19 protein-coding genes and 1 tRNA gene are annotated in these 26,241 nt (G+C 65.4%); 9 read left to right on the top strand and 11 right to left on the bottom strand.

All coding sequences use genetic code 11. The annotated features are described in order from the left end of the window. The first annotated feature begins 99 nt into the window (after positions 1-99). The 3 genes from HNP47_RS04870 to HNP47_RS04860 all read left to right on the top strand — a co-directional run bounded on the left by HNP47_RS04870 (position 100) and on the right by HNP47_RS04860 (position 5,100). Entirely contained in the window at positions 100-678 is a 579-nt protein-coding gene (locus tag HNP47_RS04870) for a hypothetical protein (protein WP_184279104.1), read from the top strand. Between the two features lie 112 nt (positions 679-790). Further along, positions 791-1,894, top strand: coding sequence for an efflux RND transporter periplasmic adaptor subunit (locus tag HNP47_RS04865; protein ID WP_184278562.1), 1,104 nt, complete (start codon positions 791-793; stop codon positions 1,892-1,894). Next, positions 1,894-5,100: an efflux RND transporter permease subunit gene (locus HNP47_RS04860; RefSeq protein WP_221414998.1), complete on the top strand. Its 3,207-nt coding sequence runs from the start codon at positions 1,894-1,896 to the stop codon at positions 5,098-5,100. The genes HNP47_RS04865 and HNP47_RS04860 overlap by 1 nt, the downstream gene beginning before the upstream one ends. A gap of 4 nt (positions 5,101-5,104) precedes the next feature. On the opposite strand, the gene HNP47_RS04855 is transcribed toward HNP47_RS04860, so the two are convergent. Next, entirely contained in the window at positions 5,105-5,608 is a 504-nt protein-coding gene (locus HNP47_RS04855; RefSeq protein ID WP_184278560.1) for a cytochrome c family protein, read from the bottom strand. 151 nt (positions 5,609-5,759) lie between these two features. Between HNP47_RS04855 and HNP47_RS04850 the strand changes: the two genes are divergently transcribed. The 3 genes from HNP47_RS04850 to HNP47_RS04840 are packed head-to-tail and all read left to right on the top strand — an operon-like array spanning position 5,760 to position 8,689. Continuing rightward, the gene (locus HNP47_RS04850; protein WP_184278559.1) at positions 5,760-6,026 is read left to right on the top strand and encodes a FeoA domain-containing protein; all 267 of its coding nucleotides are present in this window, start codon (positions 5,760-5,762) and stop codon (positions 6,024-6,026) included. Further along, the gene (locus tag HNP47_RS04845; protein ID WP_184278558.1) at positions 6,026-7,891 is read left to right on the top strand and encodes a ferrous iron transporter B; all 1,866 of its coding nucleotides are present in this window, start codon (positions 6,026-6,028) and stop codon (positions 7,889-7,891) included. Before HNP47_RS04850 ends, HNP47_RS04845 begins: the two co-directional genes overlap by 1 nt. Before the next feature lie 33 nt (positions 7,892-7,924). Continuing rightward, entirely contained in the window at positions 7,925-8,689 is a 765-nt protein-coding gene (locus HNP47_RS04840) for an A24 family peptidase (protein ID WP_184278557.1), read from the top strand. Here the strand turns inward: HNP47_RS04840 and HNP47_RS04835 are convergent. Both HNP47_RS04835 and HNP47_RS04830 read right to left on the bottom strand, forming a co-directional pair. Next, positions 8,686-9,312, bottom strand: a complete 627-nt coding sequence (locus HNP47_RS04835; RefSeq protein ID WP_184278556.1) for a TetR/AcrR family transcriptional regulator — start codon at positions 9,310-9,312, stop codon at positions 8,686-8,688. The genes HNP47_RS04840 and HNP47_RS04835 overlap by 4 nt on opposite strands. Before the next feature lie 21 nt (positions 9,313-9,333). Continuing rightward, positions 9,334-9,409 (bottom strand) — tRNA-Thr (locus HNP47_RS04830). Positions 9,410-9,620: 211 nt separating this feature from the next. Between HNP47_RS04830 and uxaC the strand changes: the two genes are divergently transcribed. The 3 genes from uxaC to HNP47_RS04815 all read left to right on the top strand — a co-directional run bounded on the left by uxaC (position 9,621) and on the right by HNP47_RS04815 (position 14,194). Further along, positions 9,621-11,036 (top strand): glucuronate isomerase, encoded by a 1,416-nt coding sequence (uxaC, locus tag HNP47_RS04825; RefSeq protein ID WP_184278555.1) that lies wholly within the window; start codon positions 9,621-9,623, stop codon positions 11,034-11,036. Beyond that, positions 11,033-12,502, top strand: coding sequence for a mannitol dehydrogenase family protein (locus tag HNP47_RS04820; RefSeq protein WP_184278554.1), 1,470 nt, complete (start codon positions 11,033-11,035; stop codon positions 12,500-12,502). The genes uxaC and HNP47_RS04820 overlap by 4 nt, the downstream gene beginning before the upstream one ends. Positions 12,503-12,694: 192 nt before the next feature. Next, positions 12,695-14,194 (top strand): UxaA family hydrolase, encoded by a 1,500-nt coding sequence (locus HNP47_RS04815; protein WP_184278553.1) that lies wholly within the window; start codon positions 12,695-12,697, stop codon positions 14,192-14,194. A 117-nt stretch (positions 14,195-14,311) separates the two neighbouring features. Here HNP47_RS04815 and HNP47_RS04810 read toward each other — a convergent pair whose 3' ends face one another. The 8 genes from HNP47_RS04810 to rhmD form a co-directional block, all read right to left on the bottom strand. Continuing rightward, on the bottom strand, positions 14,312-17,068 hold the full coding sequence (locus HNP47_RS04810; protein WP_184278552.1) for a TonB-dependent receptor: 2,757 nt from the start codon (positions 17,066-17,068) through the stop codon (positions 14,312-14,314). 207 nt (positions 17,069-17,275) lie between these two features. Further along, positions 17,276-18,727, bottom strand: coding sequence for an oligogalacturonate lyase family protein (locus HNP47_RS04805; RefSeq protein ID WP_184278551.1), 1,452 nt, complete (start codon positions 18,725-18,727; stop codon positions 17,276-17,278). A 26-nt stretch (positions 18,728-18,753) separates the two neighbouring features. Next, positions 18,754-21,036, bottom strand: coding sequence for a hypothetical protein (locus tag HNP47_RS04800; protein WP_260394598.1), 2,283 nt, complete (start codon positions 21,034-21,036; stop codon positions 18,754-18,756). Beyond that, positions 21,036-22,301 (bottom strand): sugar MFS transporter, encoded by a 1,266-nt coding sequence (locus HNP47_RS04795; RefSeq protein ID WP_184278550.1) that lies wholly within the window; start codon positions 22,299-22,301, stop codon positions 21,036-21,038. The genes HNP47_RS04800 and HNP47_RS04795 overlap by 1 nt, the downstream gene beginning before the upstream one ends. A 63-nt stretch (positions 22,302-22,364) precedes the next feature. Next, positions 22,365-23,267 carry an amidohydrolase gene (locus HNP47_RS04790; RefSeq protein WP_184278549.1) on the bottom strand — a complete coding sequence of 301 codons (903 nt, stop codon included), beginning with the start codon at positions 23,265-23,267 and terminating at the stop codon, positions 22,365-22,367. A gap of 9 nt (positions 23,268-23,276) precedes the next feature. Next, on the bottom strand, positions 23,277-24,026 hold the full coding sequence (locus HNP47_RS04785; protein ID WP_184278548.1) for an SDR family NAD(P)-dependent oxidoreductase: 750 nt from the start codon (positions 24,024-24,026) through the stop codon (positions 23,277-23,279). Then, positions 24,023-24,886 carry a fumarylacetoacetate hydrolase family protein gene (locus tag HNP47_RS04780; RefSeq protein ID WP_184278547.1) on the bottom strand — a complete coding sequence of 288 codons (864 nt, stop codon included), beginning with the start codon at positions 24,884-24,886 and terminating at the stop codon, positions 24,023-24,025. The genes HNP47_RS04785 and HNP47_RS04780 overlap by 4 nt, the downstream gene beginning before the upstream one ends. Before the next feature lie 21 nt (positions 24,887-24,907). Continuing rightward, on the bottom strand, positions 24,908-26,101 hold the full coding sequence (rhmD, locus tag HNP47_RS04775) for an L-rhamnonate dehydratase (protein ID WP_184278546.1): 1,194 nt from the start codon (positions 26,099-26,101) through the stop codon (positions 24,908-24,910). Between the last annotated feature and the right edge of the window lie 140 nt (positions 26,102-26,241).

The following is a 26,241-nucleotide window of genomic DNA, read 5'->3' as shown; positions in this document are numbered from 1 at the left end:
GCCATCGTCAAATACGAGCGGCTGAGTGCTGAAACAGGTTTCGACGCTGGTGGCGAGGAACTTGATCTGTCTGGCCGGCGGCGTGACGCCACCTTGGGCGTGTTCGCCGAATACGGCGTGTCGGATCGGCTGACCTTGCAGCTGAAGGCGGACTGGCAGGACGGCGAGGACGCTTTCGTCGATTACAACGGGCGCGGCCCCATCGAGATCGGCGCGACCTGGCAGATCTGGCGCGACGACCGGAACGCCGTCAGCCTTTACGGCGGCTATACCCAGGCCGGGGAGGGGCGCAACGCCGGCTATGCTGCGCCGGGCGTCGGCGATCACGATTGGGAGGCGCGAGTCTCGGTCGGCCGGTCCCTCGGCGAGATGGGCGAGCGCTGGGGAATGGACGGCGCATTTGTCGAGCTTCAGGTCGCACGTCGTCTGCGCGACGGCTTGCCGGATGAAACCCGCATTGACGCCACGGCGGGCGCCCGGATCGGCGAGGATTGGATGGTGCTCGGTCAGGCGTTTGGCGGCGCGGCTGACGGCGGGGCGCGCTGGCTATCCTTGGAAGCCTCGGTGGTGCGTGATTTCGGCGCCTGGAGCGTGCAGGCCGGATGGAGACAAACCGTCGCAGGCCAGGAGATTCCCATCAGTCGCGGGCCGGTTCTTGCGATCTGGCGACGATTTTAGGGAAGATTTCCGCGACGGAAAATGTGATGCGGCACGTTACTGATACGTAACATTGCGCGCACTTCATTACCCGGTAATGCATGCGGCGTCCCCCTGACCGAGAGACCCCCGCGTGATCAAACGTCACTTCTTCCTCGTCGCCGCCGCTATCCTGCTTGCTCTGATGGTCGTCGCCGCCATCGTCAAAGTCTCCGCTGGAGATGAAAAGAAGGCGGCAGGGCCGGGCGGTGGTCGCGGACGCGGAGCGCAGCAGGTGTCCGAGGCCGTCGTGGCGCAGCGACCCTTCTCGGATCAGATTCGCGTTTTGGGCGTGGCGCGCGGCGAACGGTCGGTGAACGTGACGTCTTCGACCACCGAACTGATCACCCGCGTCTTGTTTGCGGACGGCCAGTACGTCTCGGCCGGCGCGCCCCTGGTCGAGCTTCAAGCGCGTGAAGAAGACGCCGCCATTATCGAGGCCCGCGCCAACGTCAATCAGGCTCAGCGCGAATACGACCGCTACAAAGCTTTGGCCGACCGGGGCGTCGCGCCCCAGGTCATGCTGGAACAGGCCGAGACCGCGCTCGAAACCGCCCAGGCGTCGCTACAGGCGGCCCAGGCGCGTCGCGGCGATCGGATGATCCGGGCGCCGTTCTCCGGCCGTGTCGGTCTGACCACGGTGACGCCCGGCACGCTGATAAACCCGGGCGCGGTAATCACGACGCTGGACGACACCTCGACGATCCGCGTCGATTTCCCCCTGCCTGAGCGCTATCTGAACCTTCTGCGTCCCGGCGCCCAGCTGACCGCGACGGCGGATGCCTATGGCGATGAACCCTTCACGGGCCGGATCGCCCTGATCGACACGCGCGTCAACGAAACGACCCGCGCCGCAACGGCGCGCGCGGAGTTCCCCAACCCCGGCGGTCGCATCCGTCCCGGCATGCTGATGCGTGTGGCGGTTCAGCAGGGCCAGCGTCAGAGCGCCGCCGTGCCCGAGTCGGCCGTGCAATACGAAGGCGCCGGCGCATTCGTCTATCGCATCGCGCCCGGCCAGAACGGCTCCACCGCTCAGCGGGTCGAGGTCGAAACCGGGGCCGTCGAGAACGGCTTCGTTGAAATCCTGTCCGGCATTGAGGCGGGCGACCGCATCGTCGGATCGGGCCTGAACCGTATTCAGCCGGGCGCACCGGTCAGCGTGGGCGGCCAGGGTCGCAAGTCGGGCGCCGCCAAATGATGCTGTCCGATGTCTCGGTCCGGCGGCCCGTCTTCGCGGCCGTCGCGGCCATCGTGCTGTGCGTCATCGGCGCAGCGGCCTTCTTCTTCCTGCCCGTGCGCGAACTGCCCGACGTCGATCCGCCGATCGTCTCGGTTAACACCAGCTACGCCGGCGCCTCGGCCGAGGTGATCGAGAGCCGCATCACCGAGCCTGTGGAGCAGCAGATCGCCGGCATCCAGGGCGTCGAACGCATCAATTCGACCAGCCGCGACGGACGCTCCAACGTGAACATCGAGTTCTCGCTGGACCGCAATATCGACGACGCCGCCAACGATGTGCGCGACCGCGTCAGCCGCGTGGTCGGCCGCCTGCCGGATCAGGCCGACCCGCCCGAGGTAGCCAAGGCCGATTCCGACAGCCAGCCGATCATCATTGTCTTCCTGCGCTCGACCAGCATGAACCGGCTTCAGCTGACCGATTACGCTGACCGCTATCTGATCGACCGCATGGCGACGGTGCCCGGCGTGGCCCAGGTGAACATCTATGGCGAGCAGCGCTATTCGATGCGGATCTGGCTTGATTCCGCCGCCATGGCGGCGCGGGGCCTGACGGTCAACGACGTCGAGACGGCCCTGACGAACCAGAACGTCGAACTGCCCGCCGGCTCGCTGGAATCGACGGACAAGGACTACACCGTTCGCGTGGCGCGCACCTACGCCCTGCCGGAAGACTTCCGCCAACTGCCAATCGGCACGCGCGGTTCGGCCTCGGCCTCAGCGACAGTCGCCACAGGGACGGGCAGCGGCTCGTCAGCCATCATCCAGGGGCAGCCGACCTATGTGACGCGCCTTGGCGACATCGCCCGCGTTGAGGAGGCGCCGGAAGAAGATCGTCGTCTGTTCCGCGGCAACGGGATGGATCAGATCGGCCTGGCCGTGACTCGTCAGGCGCAGTCCAACGACCTCGCCATCTCGGACGGCGTCCACAAGATGATCGAGGAAATCCGGCCGACCTTGCCGCCGGGCGTGACCATCGAGGTCGGATCCGACAACTCGGTCTTCACCTCGCACGCGATCGATGAGGTCTGGATCACCATCGGCATCTCCATGGCGCTGGTGGCCCTGGTGAACTTCATCTTCCTGGGCAGCCTGCGAGCCGCGCTGATCCCGTCCATCGTGGCGCCGATCTGTCTGCTGGCGACCTTCATCGTCCTGGCGCCGCTGGGTTTCTCGCTAAATCTGCTGACGTTGCTGGCTCTGGTTCTGGCCATCGGCCTGGTGGTCGATGACGCGATCGTGGTGGTCGAGAACATCCAGCGCCGTCTGGATCTGGGCGAGCCGCCGCTGGTCGCCGCCGAACGTGGCGCGCGCCAGGTCTTCTTCGCGGTCGTGGCCACCACCATCGTGCTATTGTCCGTCTTCGCGCCGCTGCTGTTCCTGCCGGGTTATGTCGGACGTCTTTTCGTCGAACTGGCCGCAGCGATCGCGGCGGCTGTGGCCTTCTCCGCCTTCCTGGCGCTCAGCCTGTCGCCGATGCTGGCGTCCAAAATCCTGCGACCTGCTCATGGCGGCGGCTGGGTGGCGCGTAAGGTCGACTGGGGCATGGATCGGCTGAAGTCGTCCTATGGCCGGTCGCTGGACATGCTGTTGGGCCGTCGCATCGCCGTGATCGGCGTCGGCGCCCTGATCCTGCTGGTGGCTGCGGGGGCGGGCGGCATCTTCCTGACCCTGCCCAACGAGTTGGTGCCGGACGAGGATCGCGGCCGGGTCACGGTGCGCGTCGCAGGGCCCGAAGGCGCGGGCTTCGACTATACCCGCAAGATCATGCTGGGGCTCGAGCCTCTGCTGGCCGAATACAAGACGAGCGGCGAGGCCGACAGCTATCTGGTGTCCGCGCCCGGCTTCGGCGGCGGCAGCTTCAACTCGGGCAACGCCGTCCTCACGCTCGCCGACTGGTCCAAGCGCGACCGCTCGGCGGCCGAGATCGCTCAGGAACTGAACGGCAAGCTGCGCGGCCAGACGGGCGCCCAGGTCAATGCCTCGACGCCCGGCGCCTTCCAGCGGGGCGGCGGCAACTCCAACTCGATCGAGTTGATCGCGACCGGCAGCGACTACCAGCAGATCTACGCCTGGCTCCAGCCGATGCTGGCCGCGGCCCAGGCCAATCCCGGCTTCTCGCGTCCACGCCTGAACTATGAGCCAAACTCGCCGCGTCTGCTGGTCGATGTCGATCCGCAGAAAGCCGCCGCCTTGGGCGTCTCGTCCCAGTCGATCGGCCGTACGTTGGAGACCATGTTTGGCTCTCGCCGCGCCACGACCTACATCAAGGGCGGTCAGGAATACGATGTCATCCTGCAGACCGAGCGCGACAACCGTCGCGAGGTCGCCGACCTGGAAGCCCTGTATGTTGCGACCGGGGGCGGCCAACTGGTGCCCTTGTCGGCCGTCGTCACGACCAAGACCAGCGGCGACACGCCGGACCGTCGCCGTCTGGATCGGCAGCGCGCGATCTCCCTGCAGGCCGACCTCAATCCCGGCACCACGATCGACGACGCGATACAGTTCCTGAACGCCGAGGCGGCCAAGCAGCCGCAAGGGGCCGTCGTCACTCAGTGGGGCGGGGCGGCGCGCGATCAGCAGGAAGCAGGCGGGGCGGTGTTCGCGGCCTTCGGTCTGGCGCTGCTGCTTGTCTTCTTGGTTCTGGCGGCCCAGTTCGAAAGCTGGATCACGCCGGCGGTCATCATGTTGACGGTGCCGCTGGCGGCGGCGGGCGGGCTTTTCGGCCTGCTGATGGCGGGCTCCAGCCTGAACATCTATAGCCAGATCGGCCTGATCATCCTGATCGGCGTGGCGGCCAAGAACGGCATTCTGATCGTCGAGTTCGCTAACCAGCTGCGCGACCAGGGGCGGTCGATCAGGGAGGCGATCGTCGAATCGTCGTCCTTGCGTCTGCGTCCGATCATCATGACATCGATCGCCACCGCCTTCGGCGCTCTGCCGCTGGTGCTGTGGCAAGGCGCAGGCGCCGGCAGCCGTCAGACGATCGGCGTAGTGATCTTCACCGGCGCCATCTTCGCCACCGTCCTGACCCTGTTTGTGGTGCCGGTGATCTATGGCGTCCTCGCGCGCTTCACCAAGTCGCCGGAATGGACCGCCCGCAAGATCGAGGAGTGGGAAGCGCAGGAAATGCGCGAGGGCGGCCGCAAGGAACTGCCCGAGGCCTGACGGATCAGGCGGCGGGCGCAGGCTCCGGCTTGTAGCCCGTCTCCACCTTCAGGAAGGCGATGACGTCGCGGCGATCCGTGGCGTCGGGCAGACCCGGGAAGGTCATCTTGTTGCCGGGCAGGAAGGTGCGCGGGTTTTCAAGCCAGTGATCCAGCTTCTCGGCGTCCCAGGTGAAGTTCGCCGTGCGCATGGCGTTGGAATAGTTATAGCGCGGACGATCGCCCGCCTTGCGGCCGAACACGCCATACAGGTTCGGCCCCGCCATGTCGGGGCCGCCTTCGCCGATGGTGTGGCAGGCGCGACAGCGCGCAAACGCCCGACGCCCGTTCTCGAGATCGCCCGCATTGTAGGGGGCAGGTAGGGAGGCCAGCAGGGTCGCCTTTTCCGCATCCGTCAGCACGTGCACCGGCGCGGCAGGCGTGGTTGCGGACGGCTCGCCCTGACCACAGGCGGCCAGGGTCAAAAGCGGGGCCAGAAGAAGGGGGGCGACGAGGGCGTGGCGTGTCATTGCGGCTTCCTGTTTGCCTTGTGATAGCGCAACGCACCGGCGCGGCAATTGGTCAAGCTGTCCTGCTGGACGTAGCCCCCTCGCACCTGATAATCAGTGTCAAAGAAACGCGGAGCCGTCGGGGAGCGGCCTCGCCCGTGCGAGCGTAGAATTGACCGACACCATCAAGTTGAGCCAGGCCCGACGCGGCGATCGCGGCGTCATCGTTCAGGTGGGCGCCCATTGTCACCATCAGGCCGAGACGGTCGAACTGGAACGCCGTCTGCTTGAACTGGGCTTTGTCGAAGGCGCGCAGATCGAACTGCTGCACGAAGGTCTGTTCGGACGCGACCCCATCGCCATGAAGGTGGACGACATGCGCGTGGCCCTGCGTCGTCACGAGGCGGAAAGCCTGTCGATCCGGCTGGGCGCCGCCTGATGGACATTGCGCTGAAGACCGCTCGCGTTGCTCTGGTCGGCAATCCCAACAGCGGCAAGACGGCCCTGTTCAACGCCCTGACCGGCGCTCACCAGAAGGTCGCCAACTACGCCGGCGTGACCGTGGAGCGCAAGGAAGGCCTGATCCGCGCCTCCGGCCGCACGATGTCGGTGCTGGACCTGCCCGGCACCTATTCCCTGCGCGCCCGCAGCCCGGACGAGGAGGTCACGCGCGACGCAGTGCTGGGGCGACTGGCCGGCGAGACGCCGCCTGACGTGGTGGTCTGCGTCGCGGACGCCACCAACCTGCGCCTGGTCCTGCGCCTGATTCTGGAGCTGAAGGCGGTGGGTCGGCCCATGGTTCTGGCGTTGAACATGTATGACATCGCCCAGCGCCAGGGGCTGCGCATCGATCTGGAGCGACTGCGCGCCGAACTGGGCGTACCGATCATCACCACCGTGGCGACGCGCAAGCGCGGCATCGACGATCTGGTCGCCGCGATAGAAGACCAGGCCGCCGTCGCCGCCGTGACTGAAAGCCAGTGGCGCAGTCCGGACGCCGCCGAGTTGCGGACCGCCGCGCGCGAGGCCGAGCGGATCATGAAGGCCTGCGTTCGCCCGCCCGAGCGGCCGGATACGCTGACCGGCAAGATCGACTCGGTGCTGCTGCATCCGGTCGGCGGGCTGCTGATCCTGTTCGCCCTGCTGTTCGTGATGTTCCAGGCCGTATTCAGCTGGGCCGCGCCCCTGATGGGCGGCATCGAGGCCGGCATCGCCTGGTTGGGCGGCCTGGTCGCCAATGTGCTGCCCGACGGTCTGCTGCAAAGCCTGATCGTGGACGGCATCATTTCCGGCGTCGGCAGCGTGCTGGTGTTCCTGCCGCAGATTCTGATCCTGTTCCTGTTCATCATTGCGCTGGAAGACTTCGGCTATATGGCCCGCGCGGCCTTCCTGATGGACAAGATCATGGGCGGGGCGGGGCTGCACGGCCGGGCCTTCATCCCGCTGCTGTCCAGTTTCGCCTGCGCCATTCCCGGCGTCATGGCGGCGCGAGTGATCGATTCGCGGCGCGACCGCCTGACCACCATCCTGGTCGCCCCCCTGATGACCTGCTCGGCGCGCATCCCGGTCTATACGCTGATCATCGCCGCCTTCATTCCGAACGAGACGGTCTGGGGCTTCGCGAACCTACAGGGTCTGGTGATGTTCGGCCTCTACGCCGCCGGCATCGTCAGCGCGCTTCTGGTGTCGCTGGTGATCCGCAAGGTGTTCTGGCGCGGCGCGGTCGAGCCCTTCATGATGGAGCTGCCGACCTACAAGACGCCGGACCTGAAGAGCGTAGGCTTCAACCTGTGGCTCCGGGCCAAGATATTCCTGAACCGGGCGGGCCGTATCATCCTGCCGCTCGTAATCATTCTGTGGGTGCTGGCGACCTTCCCCTATCCGCCGGAGAATGCGACCCTGCCGGCCATCGACTATTCGTTCGCCGGGATGATCGGTCGGGCGCTTGAGCCGATCTTCGCGCCCATCGGCTTCAACTGGCAGATGGTCATCGCCCTGATCCCCGGCATGGCGGCGCGTGAGGTCGCGGTGGCGGCGCTGGGGACGACCTACGCCATCGCAGACGCCGAGAATGCGACGGGCCTCCTTGCCTCGACGTTGGCGTCGCACTGGTCGTTGGCAACGGCCCTGTCGTTCCTGGCCTGGTACATCTTTGCGCCTCAGTGTGTAGCGACCTTGGGCGTGGTGCGGCGCGAGACCAACTCGCTGAAATGGACCTGGATCATGATCGGCTACATGTTCGGTCTGGCCTATCTGGCGTCGCTGGCCACCTATCATGTGGCGGTGGCGCTCGGAGGCGGCTAAGCCAAGGCGGTTCGCCGCCGTCTGGACGCCCTGATGAATCCTGTACTCGCCGCCGCCGTCATGGGCGGGCTGGGCCTGATCGTCGGCAGTTTCATCGCCGCCGTCAGCGTTCGCCTGCCGCGCGACGAGGACATCGTCGTCGCCCGCTCGCGATGCCGTGGCTGCGATCAAGCACTACGCCCTTGGGAGCTTGTGCCGGTGTTCAGCTGGCTTGCCTTGCGCGGGCGGTGCGCGCGATGCCACACCCGGATTTCGCCACGTTATCCTTTGATCGAACTGGCGTCGGCCGGCGTCGGGATCTGGGCCGGGGTATGGGGCGCGACAAGCGGCGCCTCGACATTCATGATCGCCGCCACGGCCATTCTGGGTTGGCAGCTGTTGCTGATCGCCATCGTCGACGGCGAACACTTCTGGCTGCCTGATAGTCTGACGCTGCCCTTGATCTCGACAGGCGTCACGGTCGCGCTGATTCTGGATTGGGGCCTCGGTTTATCCAACCTGATTGGCGCGGCTGTCGGTTTTGGCGGACTTTGGCTGGTCGGCTGGCTGTACCAGCTCGTCCGAAAACGCCAGGGACTGGGGGGAGGCGACCCCTTCCTGTTCGCGGGAGCAGGGGCCTGGGTCGGCTGGATGGGCCTGCCCAGCGTGCTGCTGTGGGCCTGCGCGGTCGGGCTCAGTCTGGTCTTCGGTATTTTGGTGGTCCGGCGCAGCGTCAGCGGATCGGAGAAGCTGCCCTTCGGCGTCTTCCTGGCCGTCGGGATCTGGTTGACCTGGCTGTATGGGCCTTTGGGCCTCTAACGTCCCGTCGTCAGCTTCACGATAATGATGGCCGCCGTATCCAGGATGGCTTCGGGCGTATCGGCCCGCCGCAACAGATCGAAACTGGCCGCCGTCGATTCCGCGATCGAGGCGATCTGATAGGAGGCCAGGCGCGGATTGTAATCCTTGGGGTGCAGCCCGCTGGCGTGGGCCTGGGCCACGCGGCGTTCAATGGCCAGGTGCAGACGGCGCAGGCGGCGCACTCGGCTCTCGACGAAGGCGGCGTCGCCATTGTCGGCCAGCATATGCTCGACACGCAGCACCTGACCGTGACTGCGCCAGATGGCCATCACGTCCAGAATGAAGGCGCGTGCGATGACGAAGGCCTTGTCGCCCGGCCAGTCGGCCTGGAAATGCGCCGCCAGCCCCTGGAAATCCGTCGCAGCGACCTCGCACAGCGCCAGAACAGGTTCTTCGACCGTCTTGAAATAGGTGTAGAAATTCGACGGTGATACGCCGGCGGCCGAGGCCAGATCGGCGACGCGGATTTCCCCGTAGTGCCGCTCGTTCAACAGGCGCTGGGTCGCGTCGAGGATCGCCTGGCGGGTTCTGCCGCCTCGCGCACCGATCTTGTGGCCCAGCTTATTGGTTGTGTCGGCCATGTCCCCAATGGTCGAAAGGCGTGGTGCCGGCTGCAGGAATCGAACCCGCGACATCCAGTTTACAAAACTGGCGCTCTACCAACTGAGCTAAGCCGGCCCGCACGGGCGGTGAGGGGCCCTTATGTCCAGCCTCGCGGCCGGACGCAAGGCGCCAGCGCAGGCTTGCCGAAAATCCGACGTGCGACGCCCAAAGACAAGCTGAGGTTCGATGATGGTAACCGGTGTCTTTTTGCGGCCGATGTTGTAGGTTTGTTGGATCAAGATTGAGAGGCGAACGAAGCCTCCGACACGAGGCCATGAGGAACGCTATGGTTCATCCGCTCAAACTGAACCCCGATCGCCTGTTTCCGGCGGACGCCGACACCCGGGCGATCGCGCGTCGTCTGTATGGTGAGATCAAGGGGCTGCCGATCATCAGCCCGCATGGTCATACGGACCCGAGCTGGTTTGCGTTGAACGAACCCTTTGCCAATCCGGCCGAACTTCTGATCACGCCCGACCACTACGTCTTCCGCATGCTGCACTCGCAGGGCATGGCGATGGAGGATCTGGGCGTGCCGCGCGCCGATGGCGGGCCGGTTGAAACGGATCCGCGCAAGATCTGGCGGCGCTTCGCCGAGCACTATCACCTGTTCCGGGGGACGCCTTCGCGGATGTGGCACGACTGGGTCTATGCTGAGGCGTTCGGCATCGACGTGCGCCTGTCGGCCCAGACGGCGGATCACTATTACGACGTGATCGATGCGGCCCTGAAGACCGACGCTTTCAGGCCGCGCGCCCTGTTCGATCGCTACAATATCGAGGTCCTGACCACGACCGAGAGCCCGCTGGACACGCTGGAGCATCACAGGACCATCGCAGCCTCGGGCTGGAAGGGACAGGTGCTGACCGCCTATCGCCCCGACCCGGTGCTGGACCCCGACTACGAGGGTTTCCGCGACAATCTGAAGGTTCTGGCCGATCAGACCGGCCGCGATACGATGAACTGGGACGGCTATCTGCAGGCCCTGCGCGACCGTCGCGCCTTCTTTATCGCGATGGGCGCGACCTCGACCGATCACGGCCACCCGACCGCCTTCACCGCCGATCTGCCCAAGGCCGAAGCCGAGGCCCTGTTCCGGCGTGTCTCGACCGCCCCTGCCAGCGCCGCCGACGCCGAACTGTTCCGCGGCCAGATGCTGACCGAAATGGCCGTCATGTCGGTCGAGGATGGTCTGGTGATGCAGTTGCACCCCGGCAGCTTCCGCAACCATTCAGCCACCGTCTTCAACCGCTTCGGCCGTGACAAGGGCTGCGATATCCCGACCCAGACCGACTACGTCCGCGCGCTGAAGCCGCTGCTGGATCGGTTCGGCTCGGACAGCCGTCTGTCTCTGATCCTGTTCACCTTGGACGAGACCACATACAGCCGCGAACTCGCACCGCTCGCCGGTCACTATCCGGCGCTGAAGCTGGGGCCGAGTTGGTGGTTCCACGACAGTCCCGAGGGGATGCGTCGCTTCCGCAAACAGGTCACCGAAACGGCCGGCTTCTACAATACGGTCGGCTTCAACGACGACACCCGCGCCTTCCTGTCCATACCCGCCCGCCACGACGTGGCGCGGCGCATGGACTGCGGTTTCCTGGCCAAACTGGTTGTCGAGCACCGAATGGAGGAGGACGAGGCCCACGAACTGGCCCACGCTCTGACCTATGGCCTGGTCAAGGCGGCGTACAAGCTGTGAGCAGACTGAACCAAGCCGCCCTGAAGGGGCTGCCCGCCGACGTCGCCGTCCCCGGCTACGACCGCGCCCAGGTGAAGACGGGTGTCGTCCATCTAGGCATCGGCGCCTTCCATCGCGCCCACCAGGCGGTTGTGTTTGATGATGCGATCAGGCGAGGCGACCTGCGTTGGGGCGTGCTGGGCGCCTCGCTCCGGTCGCCCGACGTGCGCGAGCAACTGAACCCGCAGGACAGCCTCTACACCCTGGTCGTGCGTGACGGATCGGAGGAGCATCTGCGGGTGATCGGCGCCTGCGCGGGCGTGATGGTCGGGCCGGAGGATCCCGCCGCCCTGGTCGCCGCCATGGCCGACGCCGATGTCCACATCATCACCCTGACCGTGACCGAGAAGGGCTATCGGCTCGACCCGGCGACGGGCGATCTGCTTTTGAGCGACGCTGATGTCGAGGGCGATCTGGTTGATATCGCCGCGCCCCGAACCGCGCCCGGCTTCATTGTCGCGGCCTTGCGCGCGAGGAAGGCCGCAGGCCTCAAGCCCTTCACCGTCATCAGTTGCGATAACCTTCCCCACAACGGGAAGCGCATCCGCGCCGGCGTCATCGCCATGGCTCGTCGGATCGACCCTTCGCTGGCCGACTGGATCGAGGCCGAAGGCGCTTTCCCCCAAACGATGATCGATCGGATTGTCCCGGCGACCACCCCCGACGACATCGGCCGCCTGACCACCCGTCTCAGCGTCGAAGACCGGGGGATGGTGAAGGCTGAACCCTTCACCCAATGGGTAATCGAAGACTGGTTCGCCGGCGAGCGCCCGGACTTTGCGGCTCTGGGCGTGCAACTGACCGACGCGGTCGAACCCTGGGAGGACGCCAAGCTGCGGCTGCTGAACGGCGCCCATTCGGCCATCGCCTATCTGGGCGCCCTGTCGGGTCATGAGCATGTCCACGAGGTCGTGGCCGTCCCTGCCTTCCGCGCCTATGTCGAAGCCCTGTGGGACGAAGCGCAAACGACGCTGCACCCGCCGTCCGGCCTGGACATCCCCGCCTATCGCGATGCGCTGATGGCCCGGTTTTCGAACGCGGCCCTGATGCACCGGACCCGCCAGATCGCCATGGACGGTTCGCAGAAACTGCCCCAGCGTCTGCTGGCTGGCGCCGCCGAACGTTTGGCGACCGGGCAGGGCATCGACGCCATCGCCCTGGGCGTCGCCGCCTGGATGAAATGGCAGTCGGGCGGGACCGAAAGCGGCGAGACCTTCGTCGTCGATGATCCCCTGGCGGCGAGGACCGCCGAACTGCTGGCCGGCGCCGCTGACGACCAGGCGCGGGTATCGGCCTTGCTGAGCCTGTCCGCCGTCTTCCCGCCCGCGCTCGCCGCCGACGACCGGTTCGCGGTCGCGGTCACGGGCGCCTATCTGTCGCTCAGCCGGAACGGCGCGATCGACGCTGCGATACAGGTCGTGGACTAGAATGATGGCTGAACTCGCCATTTTCTTCCTTCCCCCCTCGGGGGAGAAGGTGGGCCCGAAGGGCTCGGATGAGGGGGCTCTGTCCGCACCACTGACGGCAAGAGCGGGCCCGTATCCGGCAACCCCCTCATCCGTCTCGCTCCGCGAGCCATCTTCTCCCCCGAGGGGAGAAGGACGACACGAGGTTAGATCATGTCACGCGTCCTGATCCTGAACCCCGCCGACGACGTCGCCATCGCCCTGGACGACATCGCGAACGGCGACACGCCCGAGGGCCTGGACGCGCCGGCGCGCGCCGACATCGCCACCGGGCACAAGATCGCTCGGCATGCGGTGGAGGAGGGCGGTCTGGTTCGCCGCTATGGCCAGGTCATCGGCCGCGCCAAGGCGGCCATCGCCGCCGGGGACCACGTCCACGTCCACAACCTGGCGATGGCCGAGGACGGGCGTAAGGCCGAGGTCGGCGCCGATCTGCGCCCGCCCGCACCGCTGTCGGGCGCGACGTTCAACGGCATCGTTCGCCCGGACGGTCACATCGGCACGCGGAATTACATCGGCGTCCTGACCAGCGTGAACTGTTCGGCCACAGTCGCGCGCCACATCGCCGACGCCTTCCCGGATTCCAGTCTGCCCAAGGGCGTGGACGGCGTCGTCGCCTTCACCCACCAGGGTGGTTGCGGCGGCTCTTCGCTCAGCAGCGACGTGACCCTGCTGCAGCGGACTTTGGCGGGGTATGCCAAGCATCCGAACTTCCACTCAATCCTGATCGTCGGCCTGGGCTGCGAGGCGAACCAGATCCCCGCCTGGCTGGCCAACGAAGGCCTGCAATCCGGCTCGCACCTCCGCACCCTGACCATTCAGGAGGCCGGCGGCACCGCCCGCGCCATTGAAGCGGGGATCGACATCGTGCGCGACCTAGTCGCCGAAGCCGCCACGGTCCAGCGCCAGCCTGTTTCCGCATCTCACCTGAAGGTCGGCTTGCAATGCGGCGGTTCGGACGGCTGGTCCGGCGTCACCGCCAATCCGGCCTTGGGCGCGGCTGTCGATCTGCTGGTCGCGCACGGCGGCTCGGCCATGCTGTCGGAAACGCCCGAGATCTGGGGGGCAGAACACCTGCTGCTGCGGCGCGCGGCGTCGCAGAATGTTGCGGACAAGCTGAACGCGCGCCTGGCGTGGTGGCGCGACTATGCGGATCGCCATCAGATGGAGCTGAACAACAATCCGTCGCCCGGCAATCTGAAGGGCGGTTTGACCACCATCCTGGAGAAGTCGCTGGGTGCGGTGGCCAAGTCCGGTTCGATCCCGCTGAACGACGTGATCGGATACGCCGAACCGCTTCAGGTGAAGGGCCTCAGCTTCATGGACAGCCCCGGTTACGATCCGTGCTCGGCGACGGGCCAGATCGCCTCGGGCGCCAATCTGATCGTCTTCACCACGGGACGGGGTTCGGTCTTCGGCGCCAAGCCCGCCCCGTCGATCAAGGTCGCCTCCAACGCCAGGCTGGCGAACTGGATGGACCAGGACATGGACATCGACGCCTCGCCCGTCCTGACCGGAACCAGCTTGGCCGAGGTCGGCGAGGTCATCTTCCGCAAAATGCTCGATATCGCGTCAGGCGAGCCGTCCAAATCCGAGGCCCTAGGCATCGGCGACAACGAGTTCGTGCCTTGGCAGGTCGGGGCGTATCTGTAGAGGCGGCAAGGGATCGAGAACCTCAATCACCTCCTGTCGCGTGGGTAAAAAAGAAAGCCCGGAGCCGTTGGCTCCGGGCCTTTAGTTTGTCACGCTGGAGGCGTCAGGGAGGGAAGCTCAATACTTCCAGCGCAATCCCACGGCGATTTCCCGGCCGGTGTGACGGTAGTCGGACACGCGGTTGGTCACGTCGACATAACGGTCGGTGTAGGCGTCCGTCAGATTGATGCCTTCGAGCGAGAAGGTCAGGTTCGGCGTGAACTCGTAGGACATAGAGGCATCGACGTTGGTGGTGTCATTGACGCCTTCTTCGGAGTTGCCGTTCGCACCGGGGAAGGACAGCAGATACTGGCTGCGGTGTGCGACCGAGACGCGGGCCTGGAATGGGCCGTCCTCATAATACAGGGTCGCGTTGGCGGTGTTCTTTGACTGGCCCGTCAGGCGATTCTTGCCGGCCGTGCCGTAGCTGACTTCGGAATCAACCCAGGTGACATTCCCGGTGAAGCCCAAGTTGGACCAAAGGCCAGGCAGGAAGGTGAAGGGCTGCTGGTACTGAATTTCGATCCCCTTCAGCGCGCCGCCTTCGCCGTTGAGGCGGCGCGTGACCTGGAAGATGTCAGTCGGGCTGGCAGCGCCCTGAAGCAGTTCGTTGGGCAGGCCCAACTGGTTGTAGGGGATGCCGACGGTTTCGGAGGTAATGAAGCTGTCGATGTCTTTGTAGAAGACGGCGGCGGCCAGAAGGCCCTCATTCTGGAAATACCACTCGACCGAGAAGTCGTAGTTGGTGGCGCGGAACGGGTCGAGAAGCGGGTTTCCGTAGGAGACGGTGCGGGTGGTCGGTGAGACGCTGCCGCCTGGCGTCAGATCGCCGAGAGTCGGACGCGACATCACCTTGGCGGCGCCCAGGCGAATCACGACGTCGTCACGCGGCTCCAGCGCCAGATTGAAGGACGGCAAGACGTCGTCATAGTCGTTGTCGGTCGTGACATAGTCATAGGTCGTGACCGGCGGCGTCCCCACTGCGATGGTTTGCCAGCCTTTGGCCGTGACCTCGGTCTGGGCATAGCGGATGCCCGCATTGCCGCGCAGGACCATACCTCCAACAGTCGTATTGAAGTCGGCCTGCAAGAAGACGCCCTTATCCGTTTCGTCCACTTCACGCTCGCTGCGATTAGGGGCAAGGGGATCGTCATAGAAGCTGAGGAAGTCGGCAATCTTGGAAATGTCGGGAACGATGAAGCTGAGGTCCGAACCTGCGCCGGCGTTTACACCGTCTCCGATGCTGACGACGCGTCCGATGCTGTCGACCCCGGTCAGCCGATCGGCGCCGGTCGGAGACGTTTTGGTCCGCGTCAGGCCAAAGGTCTCGAACCCATAGGTGCGATATTCGCCGCCGATCTTGAAAGTCAGGAAGTCGGACCAGTCGTAGGCCAACGAGCCTGCGCCGACCTTATTGTCAAAGTTGCCTCCGGCGTTGCTGCGCGTCGCATTGACCAGGGTGAAGCGCTGACCCGAAGTGACGTCAAAGCCGTAGTTGATGCGCGGCCGGCGATCATCCTCGCGGAAGTCGAAGGTATAGCCGTTTACGCCCGCGGCCTCGAAGGCATAGGCGACATTGAGCGGCGTGCGGGCTTCGGATCGGTTGGCGCCGACCTTCAGATTGCCATGCAGCCGGTCGCTGAAATCGTGGCGGACGTTCAGAGAGGCTTGGTAGAAGTTGCTTTCGTTGCGGGTGAAGCCGTTTTCGGCGCGAACCAGCATATTGTCGAAGACGCCGTAGGACAGGATGTTCTTGTCGGCGTCGATCGCATAATCGCGCACGACGACGCTGTTGACGTTGGCGCGACTGAACGACCAGGCTTCGATGTTCGGGCTTTCCAGTTCCGCGTTGAAACGCGACCACAGAACATCCAGCACCGCCTCGGTGCGGTCGCTCGGCCGCCATTGCAGCGCGCCCGTCATACCCAGACGATCTTCCTGAGTATTGCCCAGGGTGTAGCGCGGGATGCGGGGATAGAAGGCGTTCAGGACGGCGTCACGTTGCGCCGTCGTGGTGCAGGGAATGCAGCCGCCGAAGTTCTGGCCGCGCCCATAGGGATTGCCGGCGGCGTTGACGTTTGACGGGTCGCCCTTTTGCCAACGCGTCGTGTTGAAGCTACCCAGGATCGGTGACCGCTCGGAATAGGCGACTGACACCAGCGCGCCGAAAGTCCGGTCCGCGTTCGACCAGCTGAGCAGGCCCGCGAGCCGCGGCACGGTCTTCTCTGACAGATCATTGTACGAGCCCTGTACAGACAAGGCGGAGTTCAGGCCGCTGCCGCTGAAGTCCAGGGGGCGACCGGTCTGCAGATCGACCGTGGCGCCCAGCGAGCCTTCCTCGATCTCGGCCGATTGCGTCTTGCGGACCTTGATGCTGTTGAACAGTTCGGAGGCGAACATTGAGAAGTCGAAGCTGCGGTTGCGGTTGCCGCCAGACGCAGCTTGGGCTTCCAGGCCGTTGATGCGGGTGCGGGTGAAATCGGAACCCAAACCACGCACCGAGATGGTCGTGCCTTGGCCGTTCACGCGATCGATGGTGACGCCGGGCAGGCGCTGGATTGCTTCGGCCAGATTCTGATCCGGGAAGTCGGCCATGTCTTCAGCCAGGATGGCGTCCACCGCTCCAGCTTCGCGGCGCTTGATGTTCAGCGCCTGTTGCAGGCTGGACCGGAAGCCGGTGACGACGATTTCATCGACCACGGTCGCGTCCTGGGCAGCGTCTTGCGTGACGGGTTCTGAGGCAGGAACGGCCTGAGCCGCAGCCGCCGACGCACCCGTCAGGGCCGCCAGGGATACGCCAACGGCGCACAGAGTCCGGGTGTTGGTCCGTCGCATTCGTTCTCTCCCCATCCCGGCGTCCATCTGGCACCGGTGTCATTTTGTGGTATGCCGTCGCGCATATTCGGATTAGCGACGTATCGCTTATTGCAACAGCCTCCCGCATTTTGCAACAAGATGATGTCTCGACCGAGAGAGCCTGCTGAGAACGTCGATGAAGCCTCGACATCTCTGGCGTTGGGGCTCGAGAAACTGCCGATGGTCCTAGGCGCGGCGATCGACTTCGACAGCATAGACGTGGTTGGCGCCGTGCATGTTCGACACGAAGACGATCCATTTTGCGTCCGGCGTGAAGGTCAGATTCGGCTCAAGCCGGTAGTCGTGGTTGGACATATCCACGAGACGCTCGGAGCGCAGATATTCGACGAAGATCTGGTCTTCCTTGTCGCTGGACGGATCTTCATCGACGATCGGTTCGGGGCGCAACAGGACGAGCCATTTACCGTCTGGCGCATGCGCGACCATGTCGCCGTCGCCGCCGTCGCCAGCGAACAGGCTGCCGTCCGGCGAGACGTTGTAATGAACCGACCAGTCATTCTGCTCGACCTTGCGATAGACCCGGCGGCCCGTCTCCAGATCGACCGAGGCGACCCAGAAGACCTGGCCGCGCGGGGTTTGCAGGTCATAGAGCACCTGTTTGCCGTCCGGGCTGAACCATTCGTGGCCGAAGATCTCGAAGTTCATCGTCCGCTGATGCGTCTTTCTCAGGCCCGTGCCGTCGGCGCGGATAGCCCACATTCGATCCACGCGGTGCCAAGGCCCTTCATGGCAAAAGATGATCTGCCGGGGATCGGTGGGGGAGAACTGGGTGTGGCCGATCCATTCGTTGGTCTTGTGGATCACGCGTCGCTCGCCCGTGATCAGGTCGATGACGAAGATTTCCATCGGATAGCGCGCGGCCCAGCGTTGAAGCATCCGCACGCCCTTGGCGCGGGCGAAGTTCAGCGGCTTTCCGTCCGGCCCATCAGCTTCGTATTCGGCCTGATCGAAGCGGCGGTTGCGCGGATCGGGCACGGTCGGCTGTAGCGGTTGGCTGTCATAGGCCACGAAGCCCAGGAGCAGGCTCTCATCGGCATTGACCGAATTGATCTGACCGTTCGGTATCCGGCCGATCTCGCGACGCTGCTTGGTGTCGACGTCGATGACGAACAGGGTCTTGGCGCGGTCCATCAACTGGCCTTCGCCAGGCGCGGTCACCGAATAATAGACGTTGCGCCCCTTGCGGCCCGTGAACATCAGGTCGGCGTCATGATCGGGCACCAGAACGTCGACGGCCCAGGTCGCCAGATTGACGGTCGAGATGCCCTGAGGCGTCGAGATGACCATCAGGTCGGGCGCCCCGACCTTGTTGGGCAAGAACATGTTCTTGTAGAAATAGGGCTTTCCGCCCCCGCCATCGGGCGAGACGCGGCGGATGCGATGGCCGGTCTTCGGATCGACCCACTCGGTCGGCACGGGGCCGTCCCAGCGCGGCCGCTCGCCCGGCGCCTCCTGAGTCGAAGGTGGGGCGGTGTTGGGCGCGGGCCAGACGGGGGTCTGTCCCGGCACTGGCGGGACGGCCGGCGTAGCCTGCGCCTGAACGGTCGTCGTGGCGAAGGCGCCGACGGCGGGGGCGCTGAGCAGGGCCTTCAGGGCGGTGCGTCTCGAGGTCGTCATCGGGGCGGTCCTCTCGGTTTTCTGGATTACGGCGCGGGGGTCAGGCCTTCGACGCGGACGGTCCAGCCTTCCTTTGGGAAGCCGGGCGCGTGGCCGCTGGACCCGTCCCAACCCGCCGCCATCAAACCGACGGCCATAAGCAGGGATCCGTTGGACGGGAAATAGGTCTCGGCTGCGCGGCGATAGCCCGGACCATCCGGATTGACCGCCATTGTCACGCCGCCGGCGCCGGCCGAGACGGGCACCAGTTCGTCGGCGTGTTCGTCCAGGTGAACGCGCGGGGTCATGCCGGTAACGCCCCACTGATTGTTCTTCAGGTCGGCGAACAGCCAGTTCACCGCCTTGTCCGGTTCGCCAAGGCGAGCCGCCGTCATCGCCATCATCGGGAAGTCCCAGCCCCAGGTCTGGCGCACGTCCCAGGTCTGCTCCACCGCTTCAAAGGTGCGGCGCATGGCGGCCGGATCGATCCGCGCGCCGGGAATGAAGCCATAGGCCATCAGGAAGGAGGGGTGGTCGCGGTTCTTGCACTGAGCCGCCGCCGCGTGTCGGCGGCAGGCGTCGGACATGGCCGTCTCCCAAAAGTCCGGCACGCTCTCGACGGGCAGATACAGGCCGTCCCTCATCGGCGGCGGCGCGATCTTGGCCAGGGCCTGATCCCAGTCGGCGCGGCGGGCCTGACCTCTGCGTTCGCGCCATTGCTGCGCGGTTTCGAGAGCCCAGCGGAAATACTCGACCTCGAAGGTCGGGTTCACCGTGGTCAGCGGATCATAGTTCTCCTGCGCCGGGATCATCGGCGTGCCCAAGTTCAGCCGGCCGTCGCGTTCGATAGGCCAGGTGGCCAAAAGATCGGCCGTGGCCTCGACCACCTCGCCGTATCGATCCAGCACGGCCGGATCCTTCTCGGCCCGCCAGACCAGTTCGGCCAAAAGGATTGGATGCGGCTGCTGCCACATGATGAAGGGCGAAACCAGGCTGGGGCTATTGCGACCCTCTGGCCCCACCATCTTGGGCCACCAGGCGCCCTTGACGTGGTGACGCGCGGCCTCGGCGCGCGCATTGTCCAGATTGCCGACATACCAGGGCAGACTGCGCTCAAGCATGTCGGCGTGACCCCACATCGCCTGCCAGCCGGCGTGCCAGGGATGCATTTCCAGGTGGAACTTGCCGTACCAGCTGTTGGAGAACAGGCCTTCTTCCTGCGGCGGCAATTCGCCGGCGCCGTTCACCGCCGACAGGTACTGCGACAGGACGACGCGACGTTCCAACTCTGCCGCTCGTGGATCGGTGGAGCCCGTGAAATCAACGGCGCCGCCATGAGTCCAGAAACCGTTCCAGTGGGCGGTCGTCGCCTGGACGCTGGCGGAATAAGCAGGCGTCTTCTCAACAGGCTCCTGCTGATCGAAGCGGACCATGACGGTCAGCCGCTCGCGCCCAGCAGCAGCCACGCGAAAAGTGTCGGGGGCGCTTTGTTCGATCTTACCGGATGCGGTGATGCCGGAATAATAGGTGGCGCCGTCCAAGGTGCGGCGAATGTGGACGTCGCCTGTGTCGGAGGCGACGATATTCAGGCTCTGTTCGCCATCGCTGTGGAACATCGTCGGGTCGGGATTGATGGCGGGATTCACGCCGGGATAGCGGACCTGGACGCCCAGGCCCTGAGATGAAACGAGAGGCGAGGCGATCTCGACCATGAGCATGTCCACCATCGGGTGGACGCGGGTCACGATCTCGACCGACTGGCCGTCGTAGGTGAAGCGGCTGGTCAGGGCACCGGACCACAAGTCCAGGGTCTGGTACGTGTCTGCGATCTTGGCGAAGTCCAGCGCCTTGCCGTCGGCGAAGGTCAGGCCGATGCGACTGAGCGAGAACCGATGCGGATTGGCCCGCAGCCAGGTGTAGGCGGGTTGCGTCTCGGCCACGGACCAAGACTTCATCCAAGCATAGGGCTGTTCGCCCCGGCCCGGCACGGGCACATCGATCAGGCCGTCCTGTTCACTATATCCGTTCGGGTTAGGAAAGCTGTGCCAGGCCCATTGGGCCATGGTCAACAGAGGCGCCAATTCCGAATACTGTTCCGGGAAGGTTTGAAGCCCGGTGATGTCGGCGGTGAAGCCCAGGTCGCCATTGCCCAGCATGATCGGCGCATGGCGATCGATGGCGGTCAAGGTCACGTTGTGGCGCGTGACCAGCGCATGGCGGTCGATTGGTGTGGCCGGTGCGATGGCAGGGGTGGGCGCGACCGTTTGAGCGCAGGCCGCCGTAGAGCCGGCCAACAGCGTGAAGGCGAGGAGGGCGGTGCGAAGACGCATCACTTCGCCTCCGCCTTCAGTCCCAGCCCCGCACCTTTCCAGCCGTACCAGGCGACGACGGCGAAGCAGGCGGCGGGCAGGAGGAAGGCGACATTGGCGCCGTACAGATCGGCGATCCGGCCCATCGGCCAAGGCAGCAGAACGCCGCCGCCAATGGCCATGACCATGAGGGACGAGGCCTTCTTGGTGCCGGCGCCCAGGCCGGCGGTGCCCAAGGCGAAGATGGTCGCGAACATGGTGGACATGAAGAAGAAGACGGCCAGCAGGGCGATGGGCGAGACCTTGTCGATGCCGGCGGCGACAATCAGCGTCAGCACGATATTGATGACGCCATAGGCCGTCAGAAGCACGCGTGGCTTGATCTTCAGCAGCAGGGCGGTGGCGAAGAAACGACCCACCAGATAGCCGATGGCCGCGAGCGACAGCATGAAGGCGCCCTGTTGCGACGTCAGGCCCTGCCAATTATGCGTCACCAGATTGATGAAATAGGCGCCGATGCCGACCTGGGCGCCGATGTAGAGGGCTTGGGTGATCACGCCGGCGACGAAGTGCGGCTGTTTGGACAGGGGCAGGGCAGGGGCGTCGCCTTGCACCGCGCCGCCGTGGTCGGACAGACCGGTCTCCGGCAGGCGGGCGCGCCAGACGGCAAGGGCGAACAGGACCACGCCGACGGCGATCAGCCCGTAGACGATCTGGATCGAACGGGTCGCGCCGCCCAGGGCTTCGGTCGTCGTCGGGCTGAAAAAGACCGCGCCGCCGATCAGGGGACCGAAGAAGACGCCAAGCGCATTGAAAGACTGGGCCAGGTTCAAACGTTGCGAGGCCTTGGCCGGATCGCCCAGGACGTTGACGTAGGTGTCGGCGCTGGTCTCAAGGATGCACAGACCGGCGGCGAGGACGAACATAGAGCCGACGAAGGGCAGGAAGGCGCCCGCGCCCGCCGCCGGGATGAACAACAGGGCGCCGATGGCGGTCACCGCAAGACCCGAGACGATGCCGAACTTGTAACCGCGCGCGTGCAGCAGCATCCCCGCGGGAATCGACAGCAGCAGATAGGCCCCGAAATAGGCGATCTGCAGCCAAGCGCTGTCGGCTTGGCTGATGTTCAGAGTCTCCTGGAAATGCTTGTTCAGCACGTCCAGCAAGCCGTAGGCCAGGCCCCAGATCAGGAAGCAGGCGATGGCGAAGGCCAGCGGCCCCTTCAGCGAACCGGCGGGTTTAGCCAGGCCTCCGGGGGTGTGTGCGGCGTCGGTCTCGATGACCATGGGGTACTCTCCTGGATTTCCTCGGGGCCTAGCCGTCTTGATGCGGCTTCGGCGGACTGGGTGTCAGATGCGGTAGATCGCCTCGGCGTTGGCGGCGAACAGGCGGTCGCGCTCGTCGGCCGAGAAGTCGGCCGTGATCGCGTCGAAGGCGGAGTAGAAGGCGTCGAAGGTTCCGTGGACGCTTTCGACAGGGAAGTCGGAGGCGAACATGGCGCGCTCGGTCCCGAAGGCGTCGATGCATTCCAGGATGATCGGGCGGATGGTTTCAGGCGTCCAGGCCCGGTCGGTGATGCCCAGGCCGGAGATCTTGATCGAGACCTGGGGCTGGGCGGCCAGCAGGCGCAATCCTATCCGCCAGCGTTCCATGCCGATGTCGTCGCGGTCGGTCGGCAGGCCCGCGTGGTTGACGATCATGGGAATGTCGGGATGGCGCGCGGCGATGATGGCGGCGGTCGCCATCTGCGACGGATAGAGCTGAAGGTCGAACGACAGACCGTGGCGCCCCAGCTTGGCCAGCCCCTCGACCCACTGCGGATCGCGCAACAGGTCGCGGTCGGTATAGGTCTTCAGCGGATCCTCGTGCCAGCAGACGATCTGGCGCACGCCGCGCACGTTCGGACGCGCAGCATGGGCTTCCAGCAGCGCGTCGAGATCGGGATCGAGCAGGTCGGCGCCGGCGACGATGGCGTGCGGATAGCCACGGTCATCGGCCAGGGACTGGAGCCAGTCGGTCTCGGCCAACTGCTGGCCCACCGGCTGGCCGGCCTCGACGTGGACGATCTTGTCCACGCGCCAGCCGGTCGTGTCGTCGAGGTAGTCGTCCAGCAGGTAGTTCGCGTTGGCGATGGGACTCATGTCCCCCGCCGGATTGTTCGGCAGGGGATCGTCCTGAAGCCAGCCATAGCGCGCACGCGACAGGTCCCACAGGTGGACGTGGCTGTCGACGATGCGAAGATCCGAACCCACCTTTCGCGCCTAGTAGGTTGTGCGTCCGCCCGACGTGTCGAACGTCGAGGCGGTGGTGAAGCTGCATTCTTCCGAGGCCATGAAACAGACCATGGCGGCGCTCTCGTCGACCTCGCCCAGGCGACCCATGGGGATCTTGGAGCGCATGTAGTCGACCTGGCTTTGCGGCATCTGGGCCAGGATCGGGCTTTCGAAGGTGGCGGGGGTCAGGGCATTGGCGATGACGCCCTTGCCGGCCAGCTCCTTGCCCAGCGACTTGGTGAAGCCAATCACCCCGGCCTTGGACGCCGAATAGGCGCTGGCGTTCGGATTGCCTTCCTTGCCCGCGACCGAGGCGACGTTGACGATCCGGCCATAGCCGTTCTCGAGCATGAAGGGCACGATGGCGCGCGAGCAGTAGAAGACGCCGTTCAGGTTGATGTCCACGACCCGTTTCCAACTGTCGATCGGGAACTCATGGACGGGCACGGTGGCCCCGGTGATGCCGGCCGAAGCGATCAGGATGTCTATCCTGCCCAGCGTCTGGTTCGCCTCGGCGGCAGCGGCGGCGACCGCATCGGCGTCCGACACGTCCAGCGCCACGAAATGTTGCGCGCCGATCTCGACGGCTGCGGCGGCCAAGGCGTCTGCATTCAGGTCCCACAGCGAGACCTGGCCGCCCTCGGCGATGATGCGCGCGGCCGAGGCCTTGCCCAGGCCCGAGGCGCCGCCGGTGACGACGGCGGTGCGGCCGGTGAAACGTCCCTGATAGGCGCTCATGCGACGGCGTCCCTGGACCAGGCGACCACCGCCTGGCGCTGGCTGCCCAGCTTGTCGATGCCCAACTCCATCACGTCGCCGGCCTTCAGGTAGAAGGGCTCCGGCTTCTGGCCCAGGCCGACGCCGGGCGGGGTGCCGGTGGTGATCAGGTCGCCAGGCTCCAGCGTCATGAACTGGCTGACGTAGGACACGATCTCGGCCACGCCGAAGATCATCGTCTTCGTATTGCCGGTCTGCATCCGCTGGCCGTTGAGGTCCAGCCACATGTCCAGGTTCTGGACGTCGCCGACCTCGTCGGTCGTGACTAGCCAGGGGCCGACGGGGCCGAAGGTGTCGCAGCCCTTGCCCTTGTCCCAAGTGCCGCCGCGCTCGGTCTGATAGGCGCGTTCCGACACGTCGTTGATCAGCACATAGCCGGCGACGTGATCCAGCGCCTCTTCCTGGGTGACATAGCTGGCGGGCTTGCCGATGACGATGCCCAGCTCGACCTCCCAGTCGGTCTTTTCCGAGCCGCGCGGGATGACCACGTCATCGTTCGGCCCGTTCAGACAGGTGATGGCCTTGGTGAACAGAACCGGCTCGGCCGGGATCGGCAGGTTCGATTCCGCCGCGTGGTCGGCGAAGTTCAGGCCGATGGCCAGGAATTTGCGCACGCCATTGATCGGCACGCCATAGCGGGGCTGGCCCTCGACCAAAGGGAGGGTGGTCGGGTCGATGGCCTTCAGCGCCTCGATCGTCGGGCCATGCAGTTGGTCCGGCGTGATGTCGGCGATAACGCCGGACAGGTCGCGGATACGCCCCTCGGCGTCCAGCGTGCCCGGCTTTTCCTGGCCCTTGGGGCCGTAACGCAGCAGTTTCATGGTGGCGGAGAGGCTTTCGTCTTAACGCGCGTAGGGGCGATGCAGGGCGATGTCGCGGTTCAGCTCGACGCCGAAGCCGGGCGTATCTGGAACCTTCAGGCGGCCGTTTACGGGGACGGGTTCGCCGATCAGTTGCGGGTGGAACATGGGCACGACCTCGTCGGCGCCGGGGGCCATCATCAGGAATTCGGCGAACGGGCTGTTATGGCGCGTCACCACGAAGTGGTAGGAATAGACCGACGAACCGTGAGGGATCATCAGCACGCCCTTGGCGTCGGCCAGGGCCGAAATTTTCTGCAGTTCGGTGACGCCGCCGCACCAGCCCACGTCCGGCTGGATGATGTCGCAGCATTCCATCTCCAGCAGCATGCGGAAGCCCCAGCGGGTGGCCTCATGCTCGCCGGTCGTGACCAGCATTCCCTTGGGGGCGTTCTTCTTCAGCGCCTGATAGCCCCAGTAATCGTCGGGGCTAAGCGCCTCCTCGATCCACTTCAGACCCAGCTTGTGGGCCTCGTGGGCCAGACGTGTCGCGTAGTTCAAGTCCAGCGCCATCCAGCAGTCGAACATCAGCCAGAAGCCGTCGCCGCAGGCGTTCCGCATGGCTTCGAGTTCAGCGATGTTCTTGTGCAGGCCTTCTTCGCCCTCGGTCGGGCCGTGGTGCAGGGGCATCTTGCCGCCGATGAAGCCTAGTTCCTTGGCTTTGTCGGGCCGCGCGCCGGTGGCGTAGAACGTCAGTTCGTCGCGCACCGCCCCGCCCAGCATGGCGAAGACCGGCTCCTGGCGCAGACGGCCCAGCAGGTCCCACAGCGCCAGATCCACGCCGGAGATGGCGTTCACCACCAGGCCCTTGCGGCCGTAGTACTGGGTCGAGAAATACATCTGGTCCCAGATCTTCTCGACCTCGGACGGATCGCGCCCCTCGAGGAAGCGGGCCAGGTGTTTCTCGACGATATAGGCGGCGGGTTCGCCGCCGGTCGTCACCGCAAATCCGACCACGCCGTTCTCGGCCTCGATCTCGACGACCAATGTGCCCAGCACATTGATGCCGAAGCTGCGGCGGCTCTGGCGGTACTCGGGGTATTTCGCCATGGGAGTGGCGATGTGGTCGTCGATCCAGTGGCCGTCGCCCTGATCGTGGTAATCGGCGCCGCCGCCGGTGCCGTCGTTTTTCACGACGAAGGCGCGGACGTATTTGATGCGGGGCAGGCGGCTCATCGCGTCATCACCAAGGATTGGTGATTTGCTCCCATAATGCGGGATTTCACTGGCGTTCCTCCGTGCGCAGCGTCAAAGTCAGGTCAGTGTAACGGAGCGACTTGCGCGTTTTGCTACATTCTGAGAATGAGGATTACGAA

Source organism: Brevundimonas vesicularis, assembly GCF_014204545.1.
In the GTDB taxonomy this organism is placed as follows: domain Bacteria; phylum Pseudomonadota; class Alphaproteobacteria; order Caulobacterales; family Caulobacteraceae; genus Brevundimonas; species Brevundimonas vesicularis_B.
This window is presented reverse-complemented; position numbering and strand designations above follow the sequence as displayed.